At 72.4% G+C, this 17633-nt stretch carries 8 protein-coding genes and 1 pseudogene; 3 read left to right on the forward strand and 6 right to left on the reverse strand.

All coding sequences use genetic code 11. The features are described 5' to 3' along the window. Positions 1 to 33: 33 nt before the first annotated feature. The 6 genes and pseudogenes from J7E89_RS31190 to J7E89_RS31215 all read right to left on the reverse strand — a co-directional run bounded on the left by J7E89_RS31190 (position 34) and on the right by J7E89_RS31215 (position 9430). Positions 34 to 1664, reverse strand: a pseudogene (locus J7E89_RS31190) (alpha/beta hydrolase). Between the two features lie 79 nt (positions 1665 to 1743). Continuing rightward, positions 1744 to 3303 carry an alpha/beta hydrolase gene (locus J7E89_RS31195; RefSeq protein ID WP_214978090.1) on the reverse strand — a complete coding sequence of 520 codons (1560 nt, stop codon included), beginning with the start codon at positions 3301 to 3303 and terminating at the stop codon, positions 1744 to 1746. Between the two features lie 177 nt (positions 3304 to 3480). After that, complete coding sequence (locus tag J7E89_RS31200) at positions 3481 to 5415, reverse strand: ABC transporter permease (protein WP_214978092.1); 1935 nt, start codon at positions 5413 to 5415, stop codon at positions 3481 to 3483. Then, positions 5412 to 6185 (reverse strand): molybdate ABC transporter substrate-binding protein, encoded by a 774-nt coding sequence (gene modA, locus J7E89_RS31205; RefSeq protein ID WP_308315665.1) that lies wholly within the window; start codon positions 6183 to 6185, stop codon positions 5412 to 5414. Before modA ends, J7E89_RS31200 begins: the two co-directional genes overlap by 4 nt. A 46-nt stretch (positions 6186 to 6231) precedes the next feature. Then, positions 6232 to 6627, reverse strand: coding sequence for a molybdopterin-binding protein (locus J7E89_RS31210; RefSeq protein ID WP_214978096.1), 396 nt, complete (start codon positions 6625 to 6627; stop codon positions 6232 to 6234). A 121-nt stretch (positions 6628 to 6748) separates the two neighbouring features. Beyond that, the gene (locus J7E89_RS31215) at positions 6749 to 9430 is read right to left on the reverse strand and encodes a lysylphosphatidylglycerol synthase domain-containing protein (RefSeq protein WP_308315666.1); all 2682 of its coding nucleotides are present in this window, start codon (positions 9428 to 9430) and stop codon (positions 6749 to 6751) included. A 185-nt stretch (positions 9431 to 9615) separates the two neighbouring features. Here J7E89_RS31215 and J7E89_RS31220 point away from each other — a divergent pair, with 185 nt between their 5' ends. From J7E89_RS31220 to J7E89_RS31230, 3 genes are all read left to right on the forward strand, one after another. Further along, positions 9616 to 10002: an MGMT family protein gene (locus tag J7E89_RS31220; RefSeq protein WP_374196929.1), complete on the forward strand. Its 387-nt coding sequence runs from the start codon at positions 9616 to 9618 to the stop codon at positions 10000 to 10002. A 215-nt stretch (positions 10003 to 10217) separates the two neighbouring features. Further along, positions 10218 to 13607, forward strand: a complete 3390-nt coding sequence (locus tag J7E89_RS31225) for an ATP-dependent helicase (RefSeq protein ID WP_374196930.1) — start codon at positions 10218 to 10220, stop codon at positions 13605 to 13607. Between the two features lie 51 nt (positions 13608 to 13658). Further along, complete coding sequence (locus J7E89_RS31230) at positions 13659 to 17633, forward strand: UvrD-helicase domain-containing protein (protein ID WP_214978102.1); 3975 nt, start codon at positions 13659 to 13661, stop codon at positions 17631 to 17633.

Here is a 17633-nt window from a genome sequence, read left to right on the forward strand (position 1 = left end):
GCCGGAGGGCAGCGCTGTTAGGAGCAGGTCGTGTCAGCAGGTGGTGTCGTTCGCCGGGACCCTGCCGTTCAGGAAGTACGGGTCCACGGCGCGGGCTATGCAGCCGTTGCCGGTGAGGTACGCGCCGTGGCCCTCGCCCTCGTACGTGATCTGCACGCCCACGCCCTCCCGCAGCTCCTCGACCATCCGCAGCGAGCCCTCGTACGGCGTGGCCGAGTCGCCCGTGCCGCCGATCACCAGGACCGGGGGCGCGCCCTTCGCGCCGACCTCGGGGGTCTCGCGCTCGCCGTCGACCGGCCAGGAGGCGCACCAGCCGGCCAGGTCCCAGGCGAGGTACGGGCCGAAGGCGGGAGAGACCTTCCGGAAGTCGGCCAGGTGGGTCCTCCTGACATCCTCGCCGCTCACGCGTCCCTCGGCGTCGGCGCAGGATATGGCGCGCTGGGCGTGGTGCGCCGTGCTGTAGCGCCCTCGCGCGTCGCGGCCGTTGTATCCGTCGGCGAGCTTCAGCAGCGTCGTTCCATCGCCGTCCTCCCCTCGCGCAGGGCCTTGGTGAGCGTCGGCCGGCTGTCCTCGCTGTAGAGCTGGGACATGATGCCCGTGACCGCGAGGCTCTGGGTGAGCGGACGTCCGACGGTCGTCGGCAATTGCTTCTTGTCGAGCCGGTCGAGGATCCGCACGACGCGGGCCGTGCCGGCCTCGGCGGTGGCGCCGGTGCTCTCGAAGTAGTTGTCCAGCGCGCGCTGGAAGCCCAGCGCCTGGTTGCGCGAGTGGTGGACGAAGTCGGCGGTCGGGTCGACGACCGCGTCCAGCGCCATGCGCCCGACGTGCCCGGGGAAGAGGTGGGCGTACGTGCCGCCGAGCTCCGTGCCGTACGAGAAGCCGAAGTAGTTCAGCTTCTTGTCGCCGAGGACCTGGCGGATCAGGTCCATGTCGCGGGCCGCGCTGCTGGTCGCGACGTACGGCAGGACCTTGCCGGAGCGCTTGGCACAGCCCGCTCCGAACGCGGCCGCGTCGTCGAGGTAGGCCCTCTCCTCGGTGGTGGTGTCGGGGGTGAAGTCCAGCCGGAAGGAGGCCTCGGCCTGCTGGTCGTCCTGGCAGACGACGGCGGAGCTCTCCGCGACGCCGCGCGGGTCGAAGCTGACCAGGTCGTAGCGGGTGTGCAGGGTGGTGAAGCCCGGGGCGTGCCCCGGCATCGCCGCGACGCCGGAGCCGCCCGGCCCGCCGAAGTTGAACAGGAGCGAGCCGATGCGCCGGTCGGCGTCGGTCGCCCTGGAGCGGATCAGTGCGATGCCGATGGTCTCGCCGGCCGGCTCGCGGTAGTCCAGCGGCGCGGTGAGGGTGGCGCACTGCCAGTGGCCGCCGGGGGCCCGGGCGGCGCTGCCGTCTGCCTTGCTGGGCGCGGCGCAGCGCTTCCAGTCGAGGCGCTGGCCGGTGAGCGCGGAGGGGAGGGCGGGCAGCTTGCCGGTGTGGTCTTCGCGGCCTTTGCCGCCTTTGCCGCCTTCGCGACCTTCACCGCCTTTGCTGCCTTCGCCGGCGTCGTGGGGCGTGCCCTGGCGGGCGGGTTTGTCGCCGCCGCCGGTGGAGCCGCCGTCGCAGCCGGTGGCCGCCCCCGCCGTTAGGATTGCGGCGGCTGCCAGGGCGAATGCCCGTACAAGGTTCGCCATGGTGGCCCCCCAAATCGCCCAGGACTCGAAAATAGATTCGTCATCCTAGGCGGCCCCACTGACAGGCCCACTGACAGGCTTACGGGCAGACGGTTCCGTCGGCCGGCACCCTGCCCCTCAGCAGGTACGCGTCCACCGCTGCCTGCACGCACTTGTCGCCGCTGTTGTACGCGCCGTGGCCCTCGCCCTTGTACGTCAGCACGATGCCGACGCCTTTGCCGAGCTCGTCAGCCATGCTCTTCGCGCCCGCGTAGGGCGTCGCCGGGTCTCCGGTGTTGCCGATGACGAGGATGGGGTCCGAGCCGTGCGCGCTCACATCGGGGGTGTCCCGCTCGCCGTCGACCGGCCACTCGGAGCAGCCCATCAGGCCCCAGCCGAGGAAGTCGCCGAAGACGGGTGAAATCTCACGGAATTCGCGGAGCTTCGCCTTGGTCTGCGCCATGTCGAAACGCGCCCTGGAGTCCACACAGTTGACGGCGGCGTTGGCGGCGCCACTGTTGCTGTACGAGCCGTCGGGGCGCCGGCCGTTCAGGGCGTCGGAGAGGCTGAGCAGGAGCTCGCCGTTGCCGCCGTCCGCGTCCTCGAGGCCCTGTTCCAGGTACTTCCAGTACTCCTGGGAGTACAGCGTCTGGAGGATGCCGTTGGCGGCGTGGCTCTGTGTCAGTTCGCGGTTGCCGATTCCCTTGACGGGCTGCTTGTCCAGCCGCTTGAGGAGATCGACGATGAAGTCCTCGATCTCCTTCACGGTGTTGCCGGGCAGCGTGCACGCGTCGCCGCGCTCGACGCAGTCCTTGGCGAAGTTGTCGAGGGCGAGCTGGAAGCCCCTGATTTGACCGAGTAGGCCCTGTTCGGCGGACTTGGTGGGGTCGACGACCGCGTCGAAGACCGCCCTGCCCACTCTCTTCGGGAACAAGTGGGCGTAGACGCCGCCGAGTTCGGTGCCGTACGAGATGCCGAAGTAGTGCAGCTTGTCGTCGCCGAGGGCCTGCCTCATGAGGTCCATGTCGCGGGCGGCGTTGGTGGTTCCGACGTGCGGGAGGTCCTCGCCCGAGTTGTCCTCGCAGGCGGACGCGAACGACGCGAGGCTCTCGGTGAAGGTCTTCTCCCCGGCGGCGTCGTCCGGGGTGCTGTCCTGGGCGTAGTACTCGTCGAGTTCCTTGTCGTCCATGCACTGGACGCCCACGCTGCGGCCGACGCCGCGCGGGTCGAAGCTGACCAGGTCGTAGCGGGAGCGCAGCCGCTCGTAGTCCGCGGCCACGGAGGGCAGGCCGGTCACGCCCGAGCTGCCCGGTCCGCCGAAGTTGAAGACGAGGGAGCCGATGCGGTTCTTCGTGTCGCGGGCCTTCGCGCGGATGAGCGCCAGCTCGATCGTGTCGCCGTCGGGCTTCGCGTAGTCGCGGGGGACGTCCATGAAGGCGCACTGCCAGGTGGTGCCGCCGGCGAGGGGGGAGGGGGAGGTGCCGCCGCCCTCCGCCGCGGACGGGGCGGGGCAGTCCTCCCAGTCGAGCTTCTGGGCGGCGAGGTCATTGTCCCCGTTCCCGTCCTTGCCGTTGCCGTCGTCGGAGCAGCCGGCGAGGGACACGAGGACGGCGGTGGCGGCGAGGACGGCCGTGGCACGCAGGGCGGCGGAAGTCGGCATGCACCCATCGTGCGACGGGGCGTGGGAGCGTGCGCCCCGGAAAGCGCCATTCGGGACGGCGTACGGGGCGTTCCGGGGAACGTCTCGGGGGCGTACCCGGGTACGCCGCAAAGGGCGCACCGGGGTATGCCTCCAGGGCGCACCCGGGTACGTCTTACGGGCGTTCCGGGGAACGTCTCAAAGCGCCACCAGAGTGACCTCGGTCGCCTTCACGCTCACCCATACCCGCACGCCCTCCGCGAGCCCCAGCTCCGCGGCCGCCGCCGGAGTGACCTCCGCGACGACTTCGGGGGCGGCGTCGATCAGGACGCGCAGGCGGCTCCCGTGCGCGGTCAGCTCGCCGACCGTTCCCGGCCAGTTGTTGCGCGGGCTTCCTGAGGGCCGGTTCCGGTGTACGGAGACCGCTTCAGGGCCCACGACGGCGAGGCCCGGGGCGCCGCCCGGGAGCGGTTCGGCGGCGACCAGGTGTGCGCCGTCGAGCAGTTCCAGGCCGTCCGCCGTGGCGGTGCCGGGCCAGGCGTTGCGGCCGAGCATCCGGGCCACCCAGGGCGAACGCGGGTGCCGGGCGACCTCCGCCGGAGGCGCGTACTGCACCGACTCGCCCTCTTCCAGTACGAGCACGTGGTCCGCCAGCGAAACGGCCTCGACCGGGTCGTGCGTGACGATCAGGCAGACGCCCGGGAAGCCCGCCAGGTGGTCGCGCAGGGTGTGCCGGACACGGGCCCTGGTCGTCTGGTCGAGTGCGGCGAGCGGTTCGTCGAGCAGGAGCAGCCGGGGGCGTGCTGCGAGGGCGCGGGCGAGAGCGACGCGCTGTGCCTGGCCCCCGGAGAGCTGGCTGGGCCTGCGGTGCGCGAGGTGCCCGACACCGAGGCGGTCGAGCCACTCCTGCGCCTCCGCGCGGGCGGCCGCCTTGGAAGCGCCCTGGGACGTTCTCCCGTACGCCGTGTTGGCGAGCGCGGTCATGTGCGGGAACAGCGCGCCGTCCTGCGGCACCCAGGCGATGCCGCGCCGGTGCGGCGGCAGAGATGACACGTCCCTTTCGCCGAGCCGAAGGGAGCGCGCGGTTGCCCGGTCGGTGAGTCCCAGGAGCGCGCGCAGGAGGGTGGTCTTGCCCGCACCGTTGGGTCCTACGACGGCGACCGTACTACCGCCCTCCACGTCGAGCCCCACGCGCGCGTGCCCGTCGATTTCTGCGACGAGCGGCCACCGGGGCGCCTCTCCACCGTCGGTCACGGCCTGCGAGCCGGACGACAGTGAGCCGGGGGCCGGAGCGGCGTCCAGGGGCTCCTCAGGGGGCGGTGTCCGTGCGTCACGGGATCCACGCTGCGGGGCGAGCCAGTGGCCCCGCAGCGCGATCAGTACGGCGGTCGCCACCGCCAGCAGCAGCAGCGACACCGCCACCGCGCCGTCCGGGTCGTTCTGGAGCAGCAGATAGACCTGGAGCGGCAGGGTCTGCGTGGTACCCGGCAGATTGCCGGCGAAAGTGATCGTCGCCCCGAACTCGCCCAGCGCCCTCGCCCAGCACAGCGCCGCACCCGCGAGCAGCCCCGGCGCGACCATCGGAACGGTCACAGTGAAGAACGTCCGCAGCGGTGACGCGCCCAGCGAAACGGCCGTCTCCTCGTACCGGGGATGCAGTCCGGCCAGCGCCCCCTCCAAGCTGATCACCAGGAACGGCATCGCGACGAACGCGGACGCGACGACCGCCCCCGCCGTCGAGAACGGCAAGGTCACCCCGAACCAGTGCGACAGCTGCTCGCCGATCAGCCCGCGCCGCCCGTACCCCTGAAGGAGCGCCACACCGGCGACCGTCGGCGGCAGCACCATCGGCAGCATCACCAGGACGCGCACCAGCGCCTTGCCCCGGAACGACACGCGTGCGAGCAGCCACGCCAGCGGTACGCCCAGGACGAGCGACAGCAGCAGCGCCCACCCCGAGACGACCAAGGACAGACCGAGCGCCTCGGTCACCGCGGGAGCGGTCAGCCGGCGGGGGAGCGCCGACCACGGCGCACCGGCGAGCACGCCCGCCAGCGGGAGCAGCAGGAAGGCGACGGCTAGCCCGGCCGGCAATGTGAGGGCGAGCGGCGTGCGCCCCTTCACCGTGCTCACGGCGCCTGGAACCCCGCGTCACGCAGCAGCTTCTGGGCCTCCGGGGAGGCGAGCCACTTCACGAAGTCCGAGGCCTCCTCGCTGTGCTTGGAGTCGTCGAGCACGGCGGCCGGATAGGACGCGACGGCGTTCTGCGCGTCGGGTACGGCGACCGTGGTGACCTTGCCCCTGGCCGCGGCGGCGTCGGTCACGTACACCAGACCGGCATCGGCCTCGCCCAGCTCCACCTTGCTCAGTACCGCGCGCACATTCGGCTCCTGGGAGACGGGCTTCACCTTCACACCCGCCCCGTCCAGAATCTTCTGGCTGTAGCGGCCGACCGGCACCTCGGGCGCCGCGAGAACCACCTTCAGGCCGCTCCTGGAGAGGTCCTTCAGGCCGCCGATCTTCTCCGGGTTGCCCTGGGCGGTGGCGATGGTGAGGCGGTTCTTCGCGATGACGACCGGTTCGCCGGTGTTCTCCTTCAGCCCGTCCATGGTCTTCGTGTCGGCGGTGACGAGAGCGTCGGCGGGCACGCCCTGACGTACCTGCGAGACGAGTTCCTGAGAGCCGTTGAAGGAAAAGGTGACCTTCGTGCCGGCGTGCTCCTTCTCGTACGCCGCTCCGGCCGCCGTGAACACATCGGTGAGTGAGGCCGCGGCGAGGACGGTGATCTCGGTTGAGCCCGCCTTGGAGCCCGCCTTCTCGCCTCCCTCACCGCCGCACGCGGCAAGGAGCGGGACGAGCAGCAGCGAGGCGGTGATGGCGGTAAGGACGGTACGGCGTCGCACGGAGACCCCCGGGGTGTCGGTAACGATCGGCTGGGACACAGCCGGTTCACACACGGTCGATATGGACATTGGTCGACTTCACGCGGGCCACCGCCTCCATCCCGACCTCCAGGCCGAGCTCCTCGACGGCCTCCCGGGTCAGCAGGGAGACCAGCCGGTGCGGGCCCGCCTGTACCTCGACCTGGGCGGCGACATCGCCGAGCTTCACCGCGGTGATGATCCCGGCGAAGGCGTTGCGCGCTGTCGTGTACGGGATGTCGCCCTGCTCATTGGCCTGCTGGGCGAGCTCGACCGCGTACGCCGCGAGAACGGGGCCGTCGATCAGCCGCCGGCCGGTCTCGTCCCTGCGCGTGGTGATCCGCTCGGCGTCTGCCCAGCGGCGGACGGTGTCGGGGCTGACGCCGAGAAGCCGCGCCGCCTGCTGAGTGGTGTAGGACCGCATGTGCGGCAATGTACGACCGTTTCATCCGCACCTGCAAGGAAGATCGGTCGATGCTCCTGGCAGGTGCGGTGTGGCTCGTACGAAGAGACCAGAGGTATCGGGAGCCTCTGGAGCTGCGCCCCTAGAGCTGTTCCTTGCGTGTCAGCTGGTTGAAGGACAGCCAGCCCGGCAGCACCGGCAGCCAGAAGGTCAGCAGCCGGTACAGCAGCACCGCCGGGGCCGCGATCCCCGCGGGCAGGCCCGCGACCGACAGCGCCGCGATGAGCGCGCCCTCGACCGCGCCGACACCGCCGGGCGTCGGTACCGCGGAACCCAGTGCGTTGGCGGTCAGGAAGACCACCGCGATGGTGGCGTAGCTCAGGCGGGCGTCGCTGTCGAAGGCGCGGATCGACGCGTCCAGGCACATCACGAACGTAGCGGTCAGCAACAGCATGCCGCCGATACCGGTGATCAGCTTCTGCGGCCGCTGCAGTACGTCGAGCATGCGGGGCACTACACCGGCGAACAACGACCGCACCCGCGTCACCACGAACCTGCGCAGGATCGGCACGGCCGTCACCACCAGCGCCAGCACCGCCGCCGTCAGCAGTCCGGCGATGACCGTCCGGGACGGGGAGAGCGTGGGGGTCCGTTCGGTGCCCGTCACGTAACCGAAAATCATCAGCAGCGTGATGTGGGCCGCGAGGCCGAAGAGCTGCGAGGCGCCGACACTCGCTACCGCCAGCCCGGGGCGTACCCCGGCGCGCTGGAGGAAGCGGGTGTTGAGCGCCACGCCGCCGATCGCCGCCGGCGCGACGAGCTTCACGAAGGAACCGGCCACCTGCGCCTTGACGGTGCGCCAGAACGACACCTTCTCGGGTACGAACCCCAGCAGACTCATCGCCGCGGCCGGATAGCTCAGCGCGGAGAACAGCACGGCCACCGCCGCCCAGCGCCAGTCCGCCTTCGCGATCGCGTCGCTCATGTCGTTGGCCATCAGCGACGAGATGAGGAAGTAGGCGGCGAACGCACCGGCGATGACGCTGACGAGTGTGCGGGGCCTGATGCGTTCGAGGCGGGCCGGCTCGACCAGCGCCTGCGGACGGATCAGCAGCACCTGGTGGCGGATCTGCGTCAGCAGGTCCTCTTCGCGTGCCTTCTCCAGGGCCTCCTCTATGGCCCCCTTCTCGGCCTTCTTCTCCGCCCGTGCGTCCTTGCGGCCATTGGCCGCGGTGGCCTCGTCGGCGCCCGGCTCGGCCGCCCCGGCCGGTTTGGCGGCGTGTGACGCGTCGAGCACCGCCTCGCGCTCGCGCTGCGAGCGTTCGCGCGCCAGCTTGCGCAGGGTGGAGCGGGTGGAGCGGCTGAGCGCGATCGGCTGGAGCAGCGGCAGGCTGTCGGCGACCGCGTCGGGGCCCAGTACCTCCACGGCGGCGGCCACGGCCCGCTCGGCGCCGGCGCGCAGCGCGAGCGTCGTCAGGAGCTGCGCGACGTCCATGCGCAGGACGACGTCGCCGGCCGCGATCTCGCCGCCGCGCAGATCGGTAAGGATCACCCTGCCGGAACGATCCACCAGAATCGCGTCGCCGACCAGCCTTCGGTGCGCGATACGGCGCGACTGGAGGGCCTTCACCTGGCGCCAGGCACCGCGCAGCAGCTCGTCGGTGATCTCCTCGTCGGGCAGCGAGTCCAGCGAGCGGCCGCCCAGGTGCTGGTACACGAGCATCACGGCGTCGGGGCCGAGCTCGGACGTGGCGATCAGCTTGGGCGCGTTGGCCCCGGCGGCGATGGCGGCGTACGCGAGAAGCGCCTCCTGCTCCAGGGCCTGGCGCAGGGACTGGATCGAGCGGCGCTGGGTGATGCCGCGCAGGGTCACCTGACGCCACACGCGGTAGAAGAACCCCTGCGCCTGCTGTTCGCGGTCGACGACGGTGACGTCGAGGGGCGGCCCGTCCTCCAGGGTGACGAGGTAGCGGCGGCCGCGGTCCCCCTGCTCGGCGGAGTCGGGTACGTCCTCGGCGCGCATCGCCGTCACCGGATGGAACCCGACGTGCCGCAGCCCCGCGAGGAGGGTCTGGCCGGTGGGCCGTACGTTCGGGGAACCGACGGCGTAGAGCGTCCCGTACGCGACCGTCCAGCCGATCAGCACGGTCACGATGATCGAGAACGGTGTGGTCTGGCGGCCGACCAGTACGGCGAACGAGTTGAGCAGCAGCACCGCCCACAGCGCCACGCGCCAGCGCGGTCTGCGGGCCATGCCGACCGCCGTCATGTAAGCGATGACGGGCGCCAGGTAACCGTGCACGGGATCGGTCAGTTCGCCGCTCGCCGTCGCCTGTGTGAGCGCTTCCCTGATCGTGTCCGGGGCGGCCTCGGAGACCCACAGGTCGGTGGCGAGCGCGACACCGTGCGCGAGCACGGCCGCGAGTACGCCGTCCGCGATCCGCAGTCCGTCGCGCTTGATCAGCCGCTCGATGGCGAAGGCGACCGGGAGGATCAGTACGGCGATGCTGGAGATCAGGCCGGCCAGTTTGATGAAGACGTCGGGCGTCTGGCCGGTGCCCTTGCTGATGTCCTGTTCGAGCCCCGACGCGGTGCCGTGCGCGAAGGCCGCGATGCCCAGTACGCAGACGATGCTCAGCACGCCGACGAGCAGCCGTACCAGGTCGGACGGGCGGTGTACGCGCGCGGAGAGCAGTGGTTCGTCGCCGGAGACGCGGTCGATGCTGCTTCCTTCGGGCCCGCAGTTCATGTTCTTCGTGGGCCTCTCGGGTGCGTCAGGGCGCGACTCGGCGCCAGGGGTGCTCGCCGCCGGCGGAGGCTGCACGCCCTGCTCGTTCGTTGTTTCCTCTTGATCTCGTATCACCTGTCACCGCCCGGATGATGGTGGCATGACCGCATGACAGAGGGGGGCATCAGGGTGCATTGCGGGGGCGTGAAGTGTTTTGGCTGTTTTGGATACGCCCCATGGAGCAGCGCGCGCTGTCGGCGGCGTGGTGCAGGATGGACCGGATGAGCCCCGAGCCGGATGTCTCCGCAGTGCCCGAGTACGCCGAGCGCGTGCTGGAGGTGGCCGAGATGATTCCACCCGGCCGTGTGATGACGTACGGGGATGTCGCCGAGTGGCTCGAGGAGGGCGGCCCCCGCCAGGTTGGGCGGGTCATGGCGCTCTACGGCGGCGGCGCGCCCTGGTGGCGCGTGGTGCGTTCCGACGGCGTACTGCTGCCGGGCCACGAACTGCGGGCGCTGGACCACTACCGCGCGGAGGGCACCCCTCTGCGGACGGCCTCCCGGCAGTCCGGGACCCACCTGCCGCGCCTGGACATGAAGCAGGCGAGGTGGGACGGCGGCACGGCCGGTTCCGGCGGAAGTGCACAAGCTCACACGACTCACACCTGACAGCTTCCTGCATGCGCGGTCGCGGTGGGGAATGGCCGGACCGTACGGGGCGCCGGGCGAGGTACCGGGCGGGACAGGAAGCGGACTCGCTGCGCCCCGGTCGCCCACTGGCGTAGCGTCGTCCTCCGCACGCGGCACGCGCGTACCGCTCATCCCGCTTCCCCCGCGCCCCGCGCGGGGCGGCAAGTCAACCCGTACACCCTCCAGGACCGGCGATCCACGTGAGCTCATCCCCTTCCGCAGATCCCCCAGGTGCCCCAGGTTCCGCCTGGAATCCGCCGCACCGTAAGGCGCGGCAGCGGACCCCGGGCGCGTACCGACTGGTGCGTACCCCGCCGGGCCCTGTGGATCCCCCTCTTCTGGACGCGCGACAGCGCGCGGTGGTTGACCATGTGGGCGGTCCGCTGCTGGTCCTCGCGGGCCCGGGCACCGGCAAGACGACGACCCTCGTGGAGGCGGTCGCCGCGCGTGTCGCCAAGGGAGCCGACCCTCAGCGCATCCTGGTGCTCACCTTCAGCCGCAAGGCGGCGGTGGAACTGCGCGACCGGATGGCACTGCGGCTCGGCGGCGCGTACGGGCCACAAGCCACCACCTTTCACTCCTTCTGCTACGCCCTGGTCCGAGCCCACCAGGACAGCGACCTCTTCAGCGAACCGCTGAGGCTGCTGTCCGGCCCCGAACAGGACGTGGCGGTACGTGACCTGCTGGCGGGCCACGTGGACCTGGAGCGGGACGGCCATCCGGCTCCCGTCCACTGGCCGGACGAACTGCGCGCCTGCCTCACGACGCGCGGCTTCGCCGACGAGGTACGGGCGGTGCTCGCGCGCAGCCGGGAACTGGGGCTCGGCCCCGACGCTCTGGGGGCCTTCGCGGCGCGTACCGGGCGGCCCGACTGGAAGGCCGCGGCAGCGTTCCTGGCCGAATATCTCGACGTACTCGACATGCAGGGCGTCCTGGACTACGCCGAACTGGTCCACCGCGCGGTGCTGCTCGCCGAGGAAGCGGAGCTCACGGGCCGGCTCAGCGCCCAGTACGACGCGGTCTTCGTGGACGAGTACCAGGACACCGACCCGGCGCAGGTCCGCCTCCTGAAGGCGCTGGCCGGTTCGGGGCGCACCCTGGTGGCGTTCGGCGACCCGGACCAGTCGATCTACGCGTTCCGCGGTGCGGACGTCGGCGGGATCCTCGACTTCCCGGACACGTTCCGGGGAACGGACGGCAGTCCTTCCCCGGTGGAGGTGCTGACGACCTCCCGCCGCTCGGGAGCCACCCTCCTGGAGGCCACCCGTCTGCTCACCCGTCGGATGCCGCTGACGCGCCTGCCGGCCGAAAAGGTACGGGCGCACCGCGATCTGGCTGCGGTACGGGAAGGGGGGCGCGCGGAGGTCTTCACGTACCCGACGGCCGGCACGGAGCTCGACAACATCGCGGACATCCTGCGCCGCGCCCACCTGGAGGAGGGCGTGGCGTGGAACGAGATGGCGGTACTGGTACGCGCCGGCGGCCGCACGATCCCCGTCGTACGCCGCGCGCTGACCTCCGCCGGCGTCCCCCTGGAGATCGACGGCGACGACCTCGCCCTGCGCCACGAGCCGGCCGTAACCCCCCTGCTGACGGCGCTACGAGCAGTGGCCGATGCAGCGCTTACCAAACCGGCCGACCCGGCCGCTCGCGGCGAAGACGACGCCGAGGAGGACGAGCACGCCGGCCCGCCCGCCACCACGGCCGGCTGGCTCGGCACAGACGTCGCCGCCGAACTGCTCGCCTCGCCGCTCGCCGGCATGGACACCGCCGACCTCCGCCGCCTCGGCCGCGCTTTGCGCGACGAGGAGCGTGCTGCCGGGAACCGCCTCCCGCCGCCCTCCGACGAGCTGCTCGCCCGCGCCCTCGCCGAACCGGAGCGGCTGGCCGCGCACGACCCGGCGTACGCCCGCGGCGCCCAGCGCCTCGGCGCGCTCCTGCGGGGGGCCCGCACCCTCCTCGAAGCCGGCGGCACCGCCGAGGAGGCCCTCTGGGAGCTGTGGAACGGTACGCCCTGGCCGGGGCGCCTCGAACGCGCCGCCCTGCGCGGCGGCGCGGCCGGCCGCAACGCCGACCGCGACCTCGACGCGGTCTGCGCACTGTTCGACACCGCCGCCCGCGCCGAGGAGCGCTCCGGCGGCCGCGGCGCCCTGAACTTCCTCGAAGAGCTCGACGCCCAGGACATCGCCGCCGACACCCTCAGCAAGCGCGCCGTACGCCCCGACGCCGTACGCCTGATGACCGCGCACCGGTCAAAGGGGCTGGAGTGGCGCCTGGTCGTCGTGGCGGGCGTACAGGAGGGCCTGTGGCCGGACCTGCGCCGCCGAGGTTCGCTCCTCGAAGCCGACAGGATCGGCCGCGACGGCCTCGCCGAACCCCTCACCCCAGGCGCCCTCCTCGCCGAGGAACGACGGCTCTTCTACGTCGCCGCCACCCGCGCCCGCGAGCGCCTCGTCGTCACCGCCGTCAAGGCCCCGGCCGACGACGGCGACCAGCCCTCCCGCTTCCTCACCGAACTCGGCGTCGAACCCAAGGACGTCACAGGCCGCCCCCGCCGCCCCCTCGCCGTAGCCGCGCTCGTCGCCGAACTGCGCGCCACCACCGTCGACCCGGCGGCCACCCCCGCCCTGCGCGACGCGGCCGCCCGCAGGCTGGCCCGCCTCGCCGCCCTCGCGGACGAGGACGGGCAGCCGCTGGTCCCTTCGGCGCACCCGTACCGCTGGTGGGGCCTGTACGACCCGACGCACAGCAGCATCCCTCTGCGCGACCGCAACGAGCCCGTGGCGCTCTCGGGAAGCGCACTGGACCAGGTCGCGAACACGTGCTCCCTCCAGTGGTTCCTGGGACGCGAGGTAAAGGCGGACGCACCCGCGACCGCAGCCCAGGGCTTCGGGAACGTCGTGCACGTCCTGGCCGACGAGGTCGCGTCCGGCCGTACGCCCGCTGACCTCGCCGTACTCATGGAACGCCTCGACTCCGTCTGGAACGCCCTCGCGTTCGACGCCCCCTGGAAGTCCACGCAGGAGAAAGAGCACGCTCGCGTGGCGCTGGAACGCTTCCTCCAGTGGCACGTCATGGACCGCGGCGGCCGCACCCCGGTCGCGACCGAGCACGACTTCGACGTGACCCTGGAGGCGGGCGGAGAGTACGAGGTGCGCATCCGCGGTTCCATGGACCGCGTCGAAAAGGACGCCGAGGGACGGGCGTACGTCGTCGATTTCAAGACCGGAAAAGCGACCCCCACGCGCGATGAGGTCGCCCACCACCCGCAGCTCGCCGTCTACCAGCTCGCCGTACGGGAAGGCGCGGTGGACGAGGCGTTCGGCGGAACGCGCCCCGAGCCCGGCGGCGCCGAACTCGTACAGCTGCGCCAGGCGGCCGCCAAGAAGGACGGCCGGGAAGCACTCCCCAAGATCCAGGCGCAGGAGCCGCTCGCCGGGGAGTGGGTCGGCGACCTGCTCGCCACCGCCGCGGGCCGCGTACTCGACGAACGCTTCAGCCCGGCGACCGGCCAGCACTGCACGCACTGCGCGTTCCGCGCCGCGTGCAGCGCGCAGCCGGAGGGCCGCCACATCGTCGAGTAGCGGAAGCTCCACGGAGAGTCGCTGTCAGTGGGGCCGGATAGCCTCTCTGGGGTGTCAGCTCGAATCACCGACCCCGAGCAGCTCAAAGAGCTCCTCGGCATCCCGTTCACCCCGGAGCAGATGGCGTGCATCACCGCACCGCCTGCCCCGCAGGTCATCGTGGCCGGAGCCGGTTCGGGCAAGACGACGGTCATGGCCGCGCGCGTGGTGTGGCTGGCCGGCACGGGGCAGGTCGCCCCCGAGCAGGTGCTGGGTCTGACCTTCACCAACAAGGCGGCCGGCGAGCTCGCCGAGCGCGTCCGCAAGGCATTGATCCGCGCCGGGGTGACCGACCCCGACGTCATCGACCCGGACAACCCTCCCGGCGAGCCCAGGATCTCGACGTACCACGCCTTCGCCGGGCAGCTCCTTGCCGAGCACGGCCTGCGCATCGGCCTCGAACCGACCGCCCGCCTGCTCGCCGACGCCACCCGCTACCAGCTCGCCGCGCGCGTGCTGCGGGAGGCGCCCGGCCCGTATCCGGCGCTCACCAAATCCTTCCCGTCCCTGGTGAGCGACCTGCTGGCGCTGGACGGCGAGCTCGCCGAGCACCTGGTCAAGCCGGCCCGCCTCGCGACGTACGACACCGAGCTCCTCAGCACCCTCGCGTCCGTCAAGCTCTCCAACGCCGACCTGCGCAAGGTCCCCGAGGCGGCCGCCGCCCGACTCGAACTGCTCGAACTCACCACCCGCTACCGCGAGGCCAAGCGCAGCCGCGACCTCCTCGACTTCGGCGACCAGATCGCGCTCTCCGCCGAGCTCGCGCTCACCAGCGAGGAGGCCGGCCGGATCCTGCGCGACGAATTCCGGGTGGTCCTGCTCGATGAGTACCAGGACACGTCGGTCGCGCAGCGCCTGCTCCTCTCCGGCCTGTTCGGCGGCGGCACCGGGCACGCGGTGACGGCGGTCGGCGACCCCTGCCAGGCGATCTACGGCTGGCGCGGCGCTTCCGTCGCCAACCTCGACGACTTCCCGGCCCACTTCCCGTACGCCGACGGGAGCCCCGCGGCCCGCTTCTCGCTCAGCGAGAACCGCCGCAGCGGCGGCCGCCTCCTCGACCTCGCCAACGGCCTCGCCGTCCCCCTGCGCGCCATGCACGAGGGCGTGGAGGCGCTGCGCCCCGCCCCGGGCGCCGAGCGCGACGGCATCGTCCGGTGCGCCCTTCTGCCCACCCACGCGGAGGAGATCGCGTGGCTGGCCGACTCGATAGCCCACCTTGTCCGTACGGGAAAGGAACCCGGCGAGATCGCCGTCCTGTGCCGTACGGCGGGCGACTTCGCCGAGATCCAGGGCGCGCTGGTGGCCCGCGACGTACCCGTGGAGGTGGTCGGTCTCTCCGGGCTGCTCCACCTCCCCGAGGTCGCGGACCTCGTCGCGGTCTGCGAAGTCCTCCAGGACCCCGGTGCCAATGCCTCGCTTGTACGCATCCTCACCGGCCCGCGCTGGCGCATCGGCCCGCGCGACCTGGCGCTGCTCGGGCGCCGCGCGCGACTGCTCGTCCACCGCGCGCGGGGAGCCGACGCGGACGCCGACCCCGACGGCAGGCTGGCCGAGGCCGTCGAGGGCGTGGACCCGGCGGAGGTCATCTCCCTGGCGGACGCGCTCGACACGTTCCTGGAGTCCGGCGGCGGTACGGACGACGGCCTGCCCTTCTCGGCCGACGCCCGGGTCCGCTTCGCCCGCCTCGCGGCCGAGCTGCGCGACCTGCGGCGCTCGCTCGCCGACCCGCTCATGGACGTACTGCACAGGGTGCTGGCCACGACGGGCCTCGAAGTGGAACTGTCCGCGTCCCCGCACGCCCTGGCCGCTCGCCGGCGCGAGACTTTGAGCAACTTCCTGGACACGGCGGCGGGATTCGCGGCGCTCGACGGCGAGGCGAACCTGCTCGCTTTCCTCGCCTTCCTGCGCACGGCCGCCCAGTACGAGAAGGGCCTGGACAACGCCCTGCCCGGCGGCGAGAACACCGTCAAGGTCCTCACCGCCCACAAGTCCAAGGGACTGGAGTGGGACGTCGTGGCGGCGCCGGGCCTGGTCACGGGTCACTTCCCGAGCGAGCAGTCCCGTGACTCGTGGACCTCCCAGGCCAAGGTCCTGCCGCACGCGCTGCGCGGCGACGCCAAGACGCTCCCGGACGTGGCCGACTGGGACGCCAAGGGAATCAAGGCCTTCAAGGACGAGATGAAGGCCCACCAGCACACGGAGGAACTGCGCCTCGGGTACGTCACGTTCACCCGCCCGCGCTCGCTGCTGCTCGGCTCCGGCCACTGGTGGGGCCCGACCCAGAAGAAACCGCGCGGCCCGTCCGCCTTCCTGCGTGCCCTGTACGACCACTGCGCGGCCGGATTCGGCGAGATCGAGGCATGGGCGGACGAGCCGGCGGAGGGCGAGGAGAACCCGTCTCTGCGCGAGTCGGCGACGGACCGGGCCTGGCCGCTGCCGCTGGACCCGACGTCCATGGCCCGCCGCCGCCGGGCAGCGGAGACGGTCATGGCCCACTTGAAGGCACTGGCGACGGTCCCGGCCGAGGCTGCCGCCGGCACTGAAGGGGACTTCGACGCCGACCCGGAGGCCTGGGACACACTCCTTACGGAGCGCCCTGCGCCAGCACCCGGCCGAGCCCCCGCGACAGGCACGACGGGCGCCGAAGCGGACGCCGCGACCCACGCCGAGGGCGACGTCGCGTTCTATGACGATGGCCCCGACGCGGAGCACTGGAACACACTCCTCACGGAGCGGCCCGTGACGACGCCCGGCGGAGCCGCGGTGGAAGGTGGGGCGGAGCCCGGCACGGCGGCTGCCGCTGCGGTCGAGTTCGGCGCGGAGGCGGACGCCGGGACCGGCGCCGGGGGCTGCGTTTCTGCCGATGTGTTCCGCGACGACGACTCGGACGCGGCGGACTGGGACACGCTCCTCACGGAGCGCCCGGCGGCGACGCCCGGCCCGGGCTCGGCCGAAGGCGAGACCGGCACCGGCGTCGGCCCGGAGACCGAGCCCCGCGCCGCGACCCGCGCCGAGGCTGACGCCGATGGCGCCACCCGGCACCCCCGCGTCGTACCCGCAGCTCGGACGCACTCGGAGCTGGACGCGCACTCGCACGCGCACGCCGAACTGCCCCGCGCCCGGGAGCATGACCCGTCCATGTCCGCGTTCGCCCACGACACTGTGCCCGCACGCCGCCACCCGGCGGACCGGGAGGACCCGGCGGACCCGGCGACGGAGCCCGCGGGGCCCAGGGACCCAGCCCCCCGGTTCCGGGAAGGGGCGGGTCAGGGGACGACCTCCCTCACCCCCGAAGAGGCCCGCTCCGTAGCCTCCTGGGACCGGGATCTCGACGCGCTCGCCGGCGAGCTCCGCCGTGCCCGCGCCACCACCCGCGACGTTCCCGTACCGCCCTCCCTCACCGCCTCCCAGCTCCTGCGCCTCGCCGCGGACCCCGACGGCTTCGCTCACGAACTCGCCCGCCCCATGCCGCGCCCGCCCCAGCCCGCAGCCCGCCGCGGCACCCGCTTCCACGCCTGGGTGGAGTCGCGCTTCGAGGAGCTGCCGCTGCCCATGCTCGGCCCCGACGAGCTGCCCGGCGGCGACGAGACCGACGCCGACATCGCGGACGAGCGCGACCTGGCCGCACTCAAGGAGGCGTTCGAGCGCAGCCCGTACGCCCGCCGTACCCCGTACCGCGTCGAGGCGCCCTTCCACCTCACCCTCGCGGGCCGCGTGATCCGGGGCCGTATAGACGCCGTGTACCGCGACGAGTCCGGCGCGTACGAGATCGTCGACTGGAAGACCAGCCGCACCAACGCCGCCGACCCCCTCCAGCTCGCCGTCTACCGCCTCGCCTGGGCCGAGCAGCACGACCTCCCCCTGGACGCCGTGGGCGCCGCGTTCCTCTACGTCCGCACCGGCGAAATCGCGCGCCCCGCCCGCCTCCCCGGCCGCGGCGAGCTCGAACGGATCCTGCTGGACGAGCCCGGTCCGGCGGCCGGATAG

Source organism: Streptomyces sp. ISL-100, from assembly GCF_018614615.1.
Classification (GTDB): Bacteria; Actinomycetota; Actinomycetes; order Streptomycetales; family Streptomycetaceae; genus Streptomyces.

Coding starts and splice junctions, on each gene's coding strand:
- J7E89_RS31195 (WP_214978090.1), bottom strand. CDS start 3,303: ATGCCGACTTCCGCCGCCCTGCGTGCCACGGCCGTCCTCGCCGCCACC.
- J7E89_RS31210 (WP_214978096.1), bottom strand. CDS start 6,627: ATGCGGTCCTACACCACTCAGCAGGCGGCGCGGCTTCTCGGCGTCAGC.
- J7E89_RS31220 (WP_374196929.1), top strand. CDS start 9,616: ATGAGCCCCGAGCCGGATGTCTCCGCAGTGCCCGAGTACGCCGAGCGC.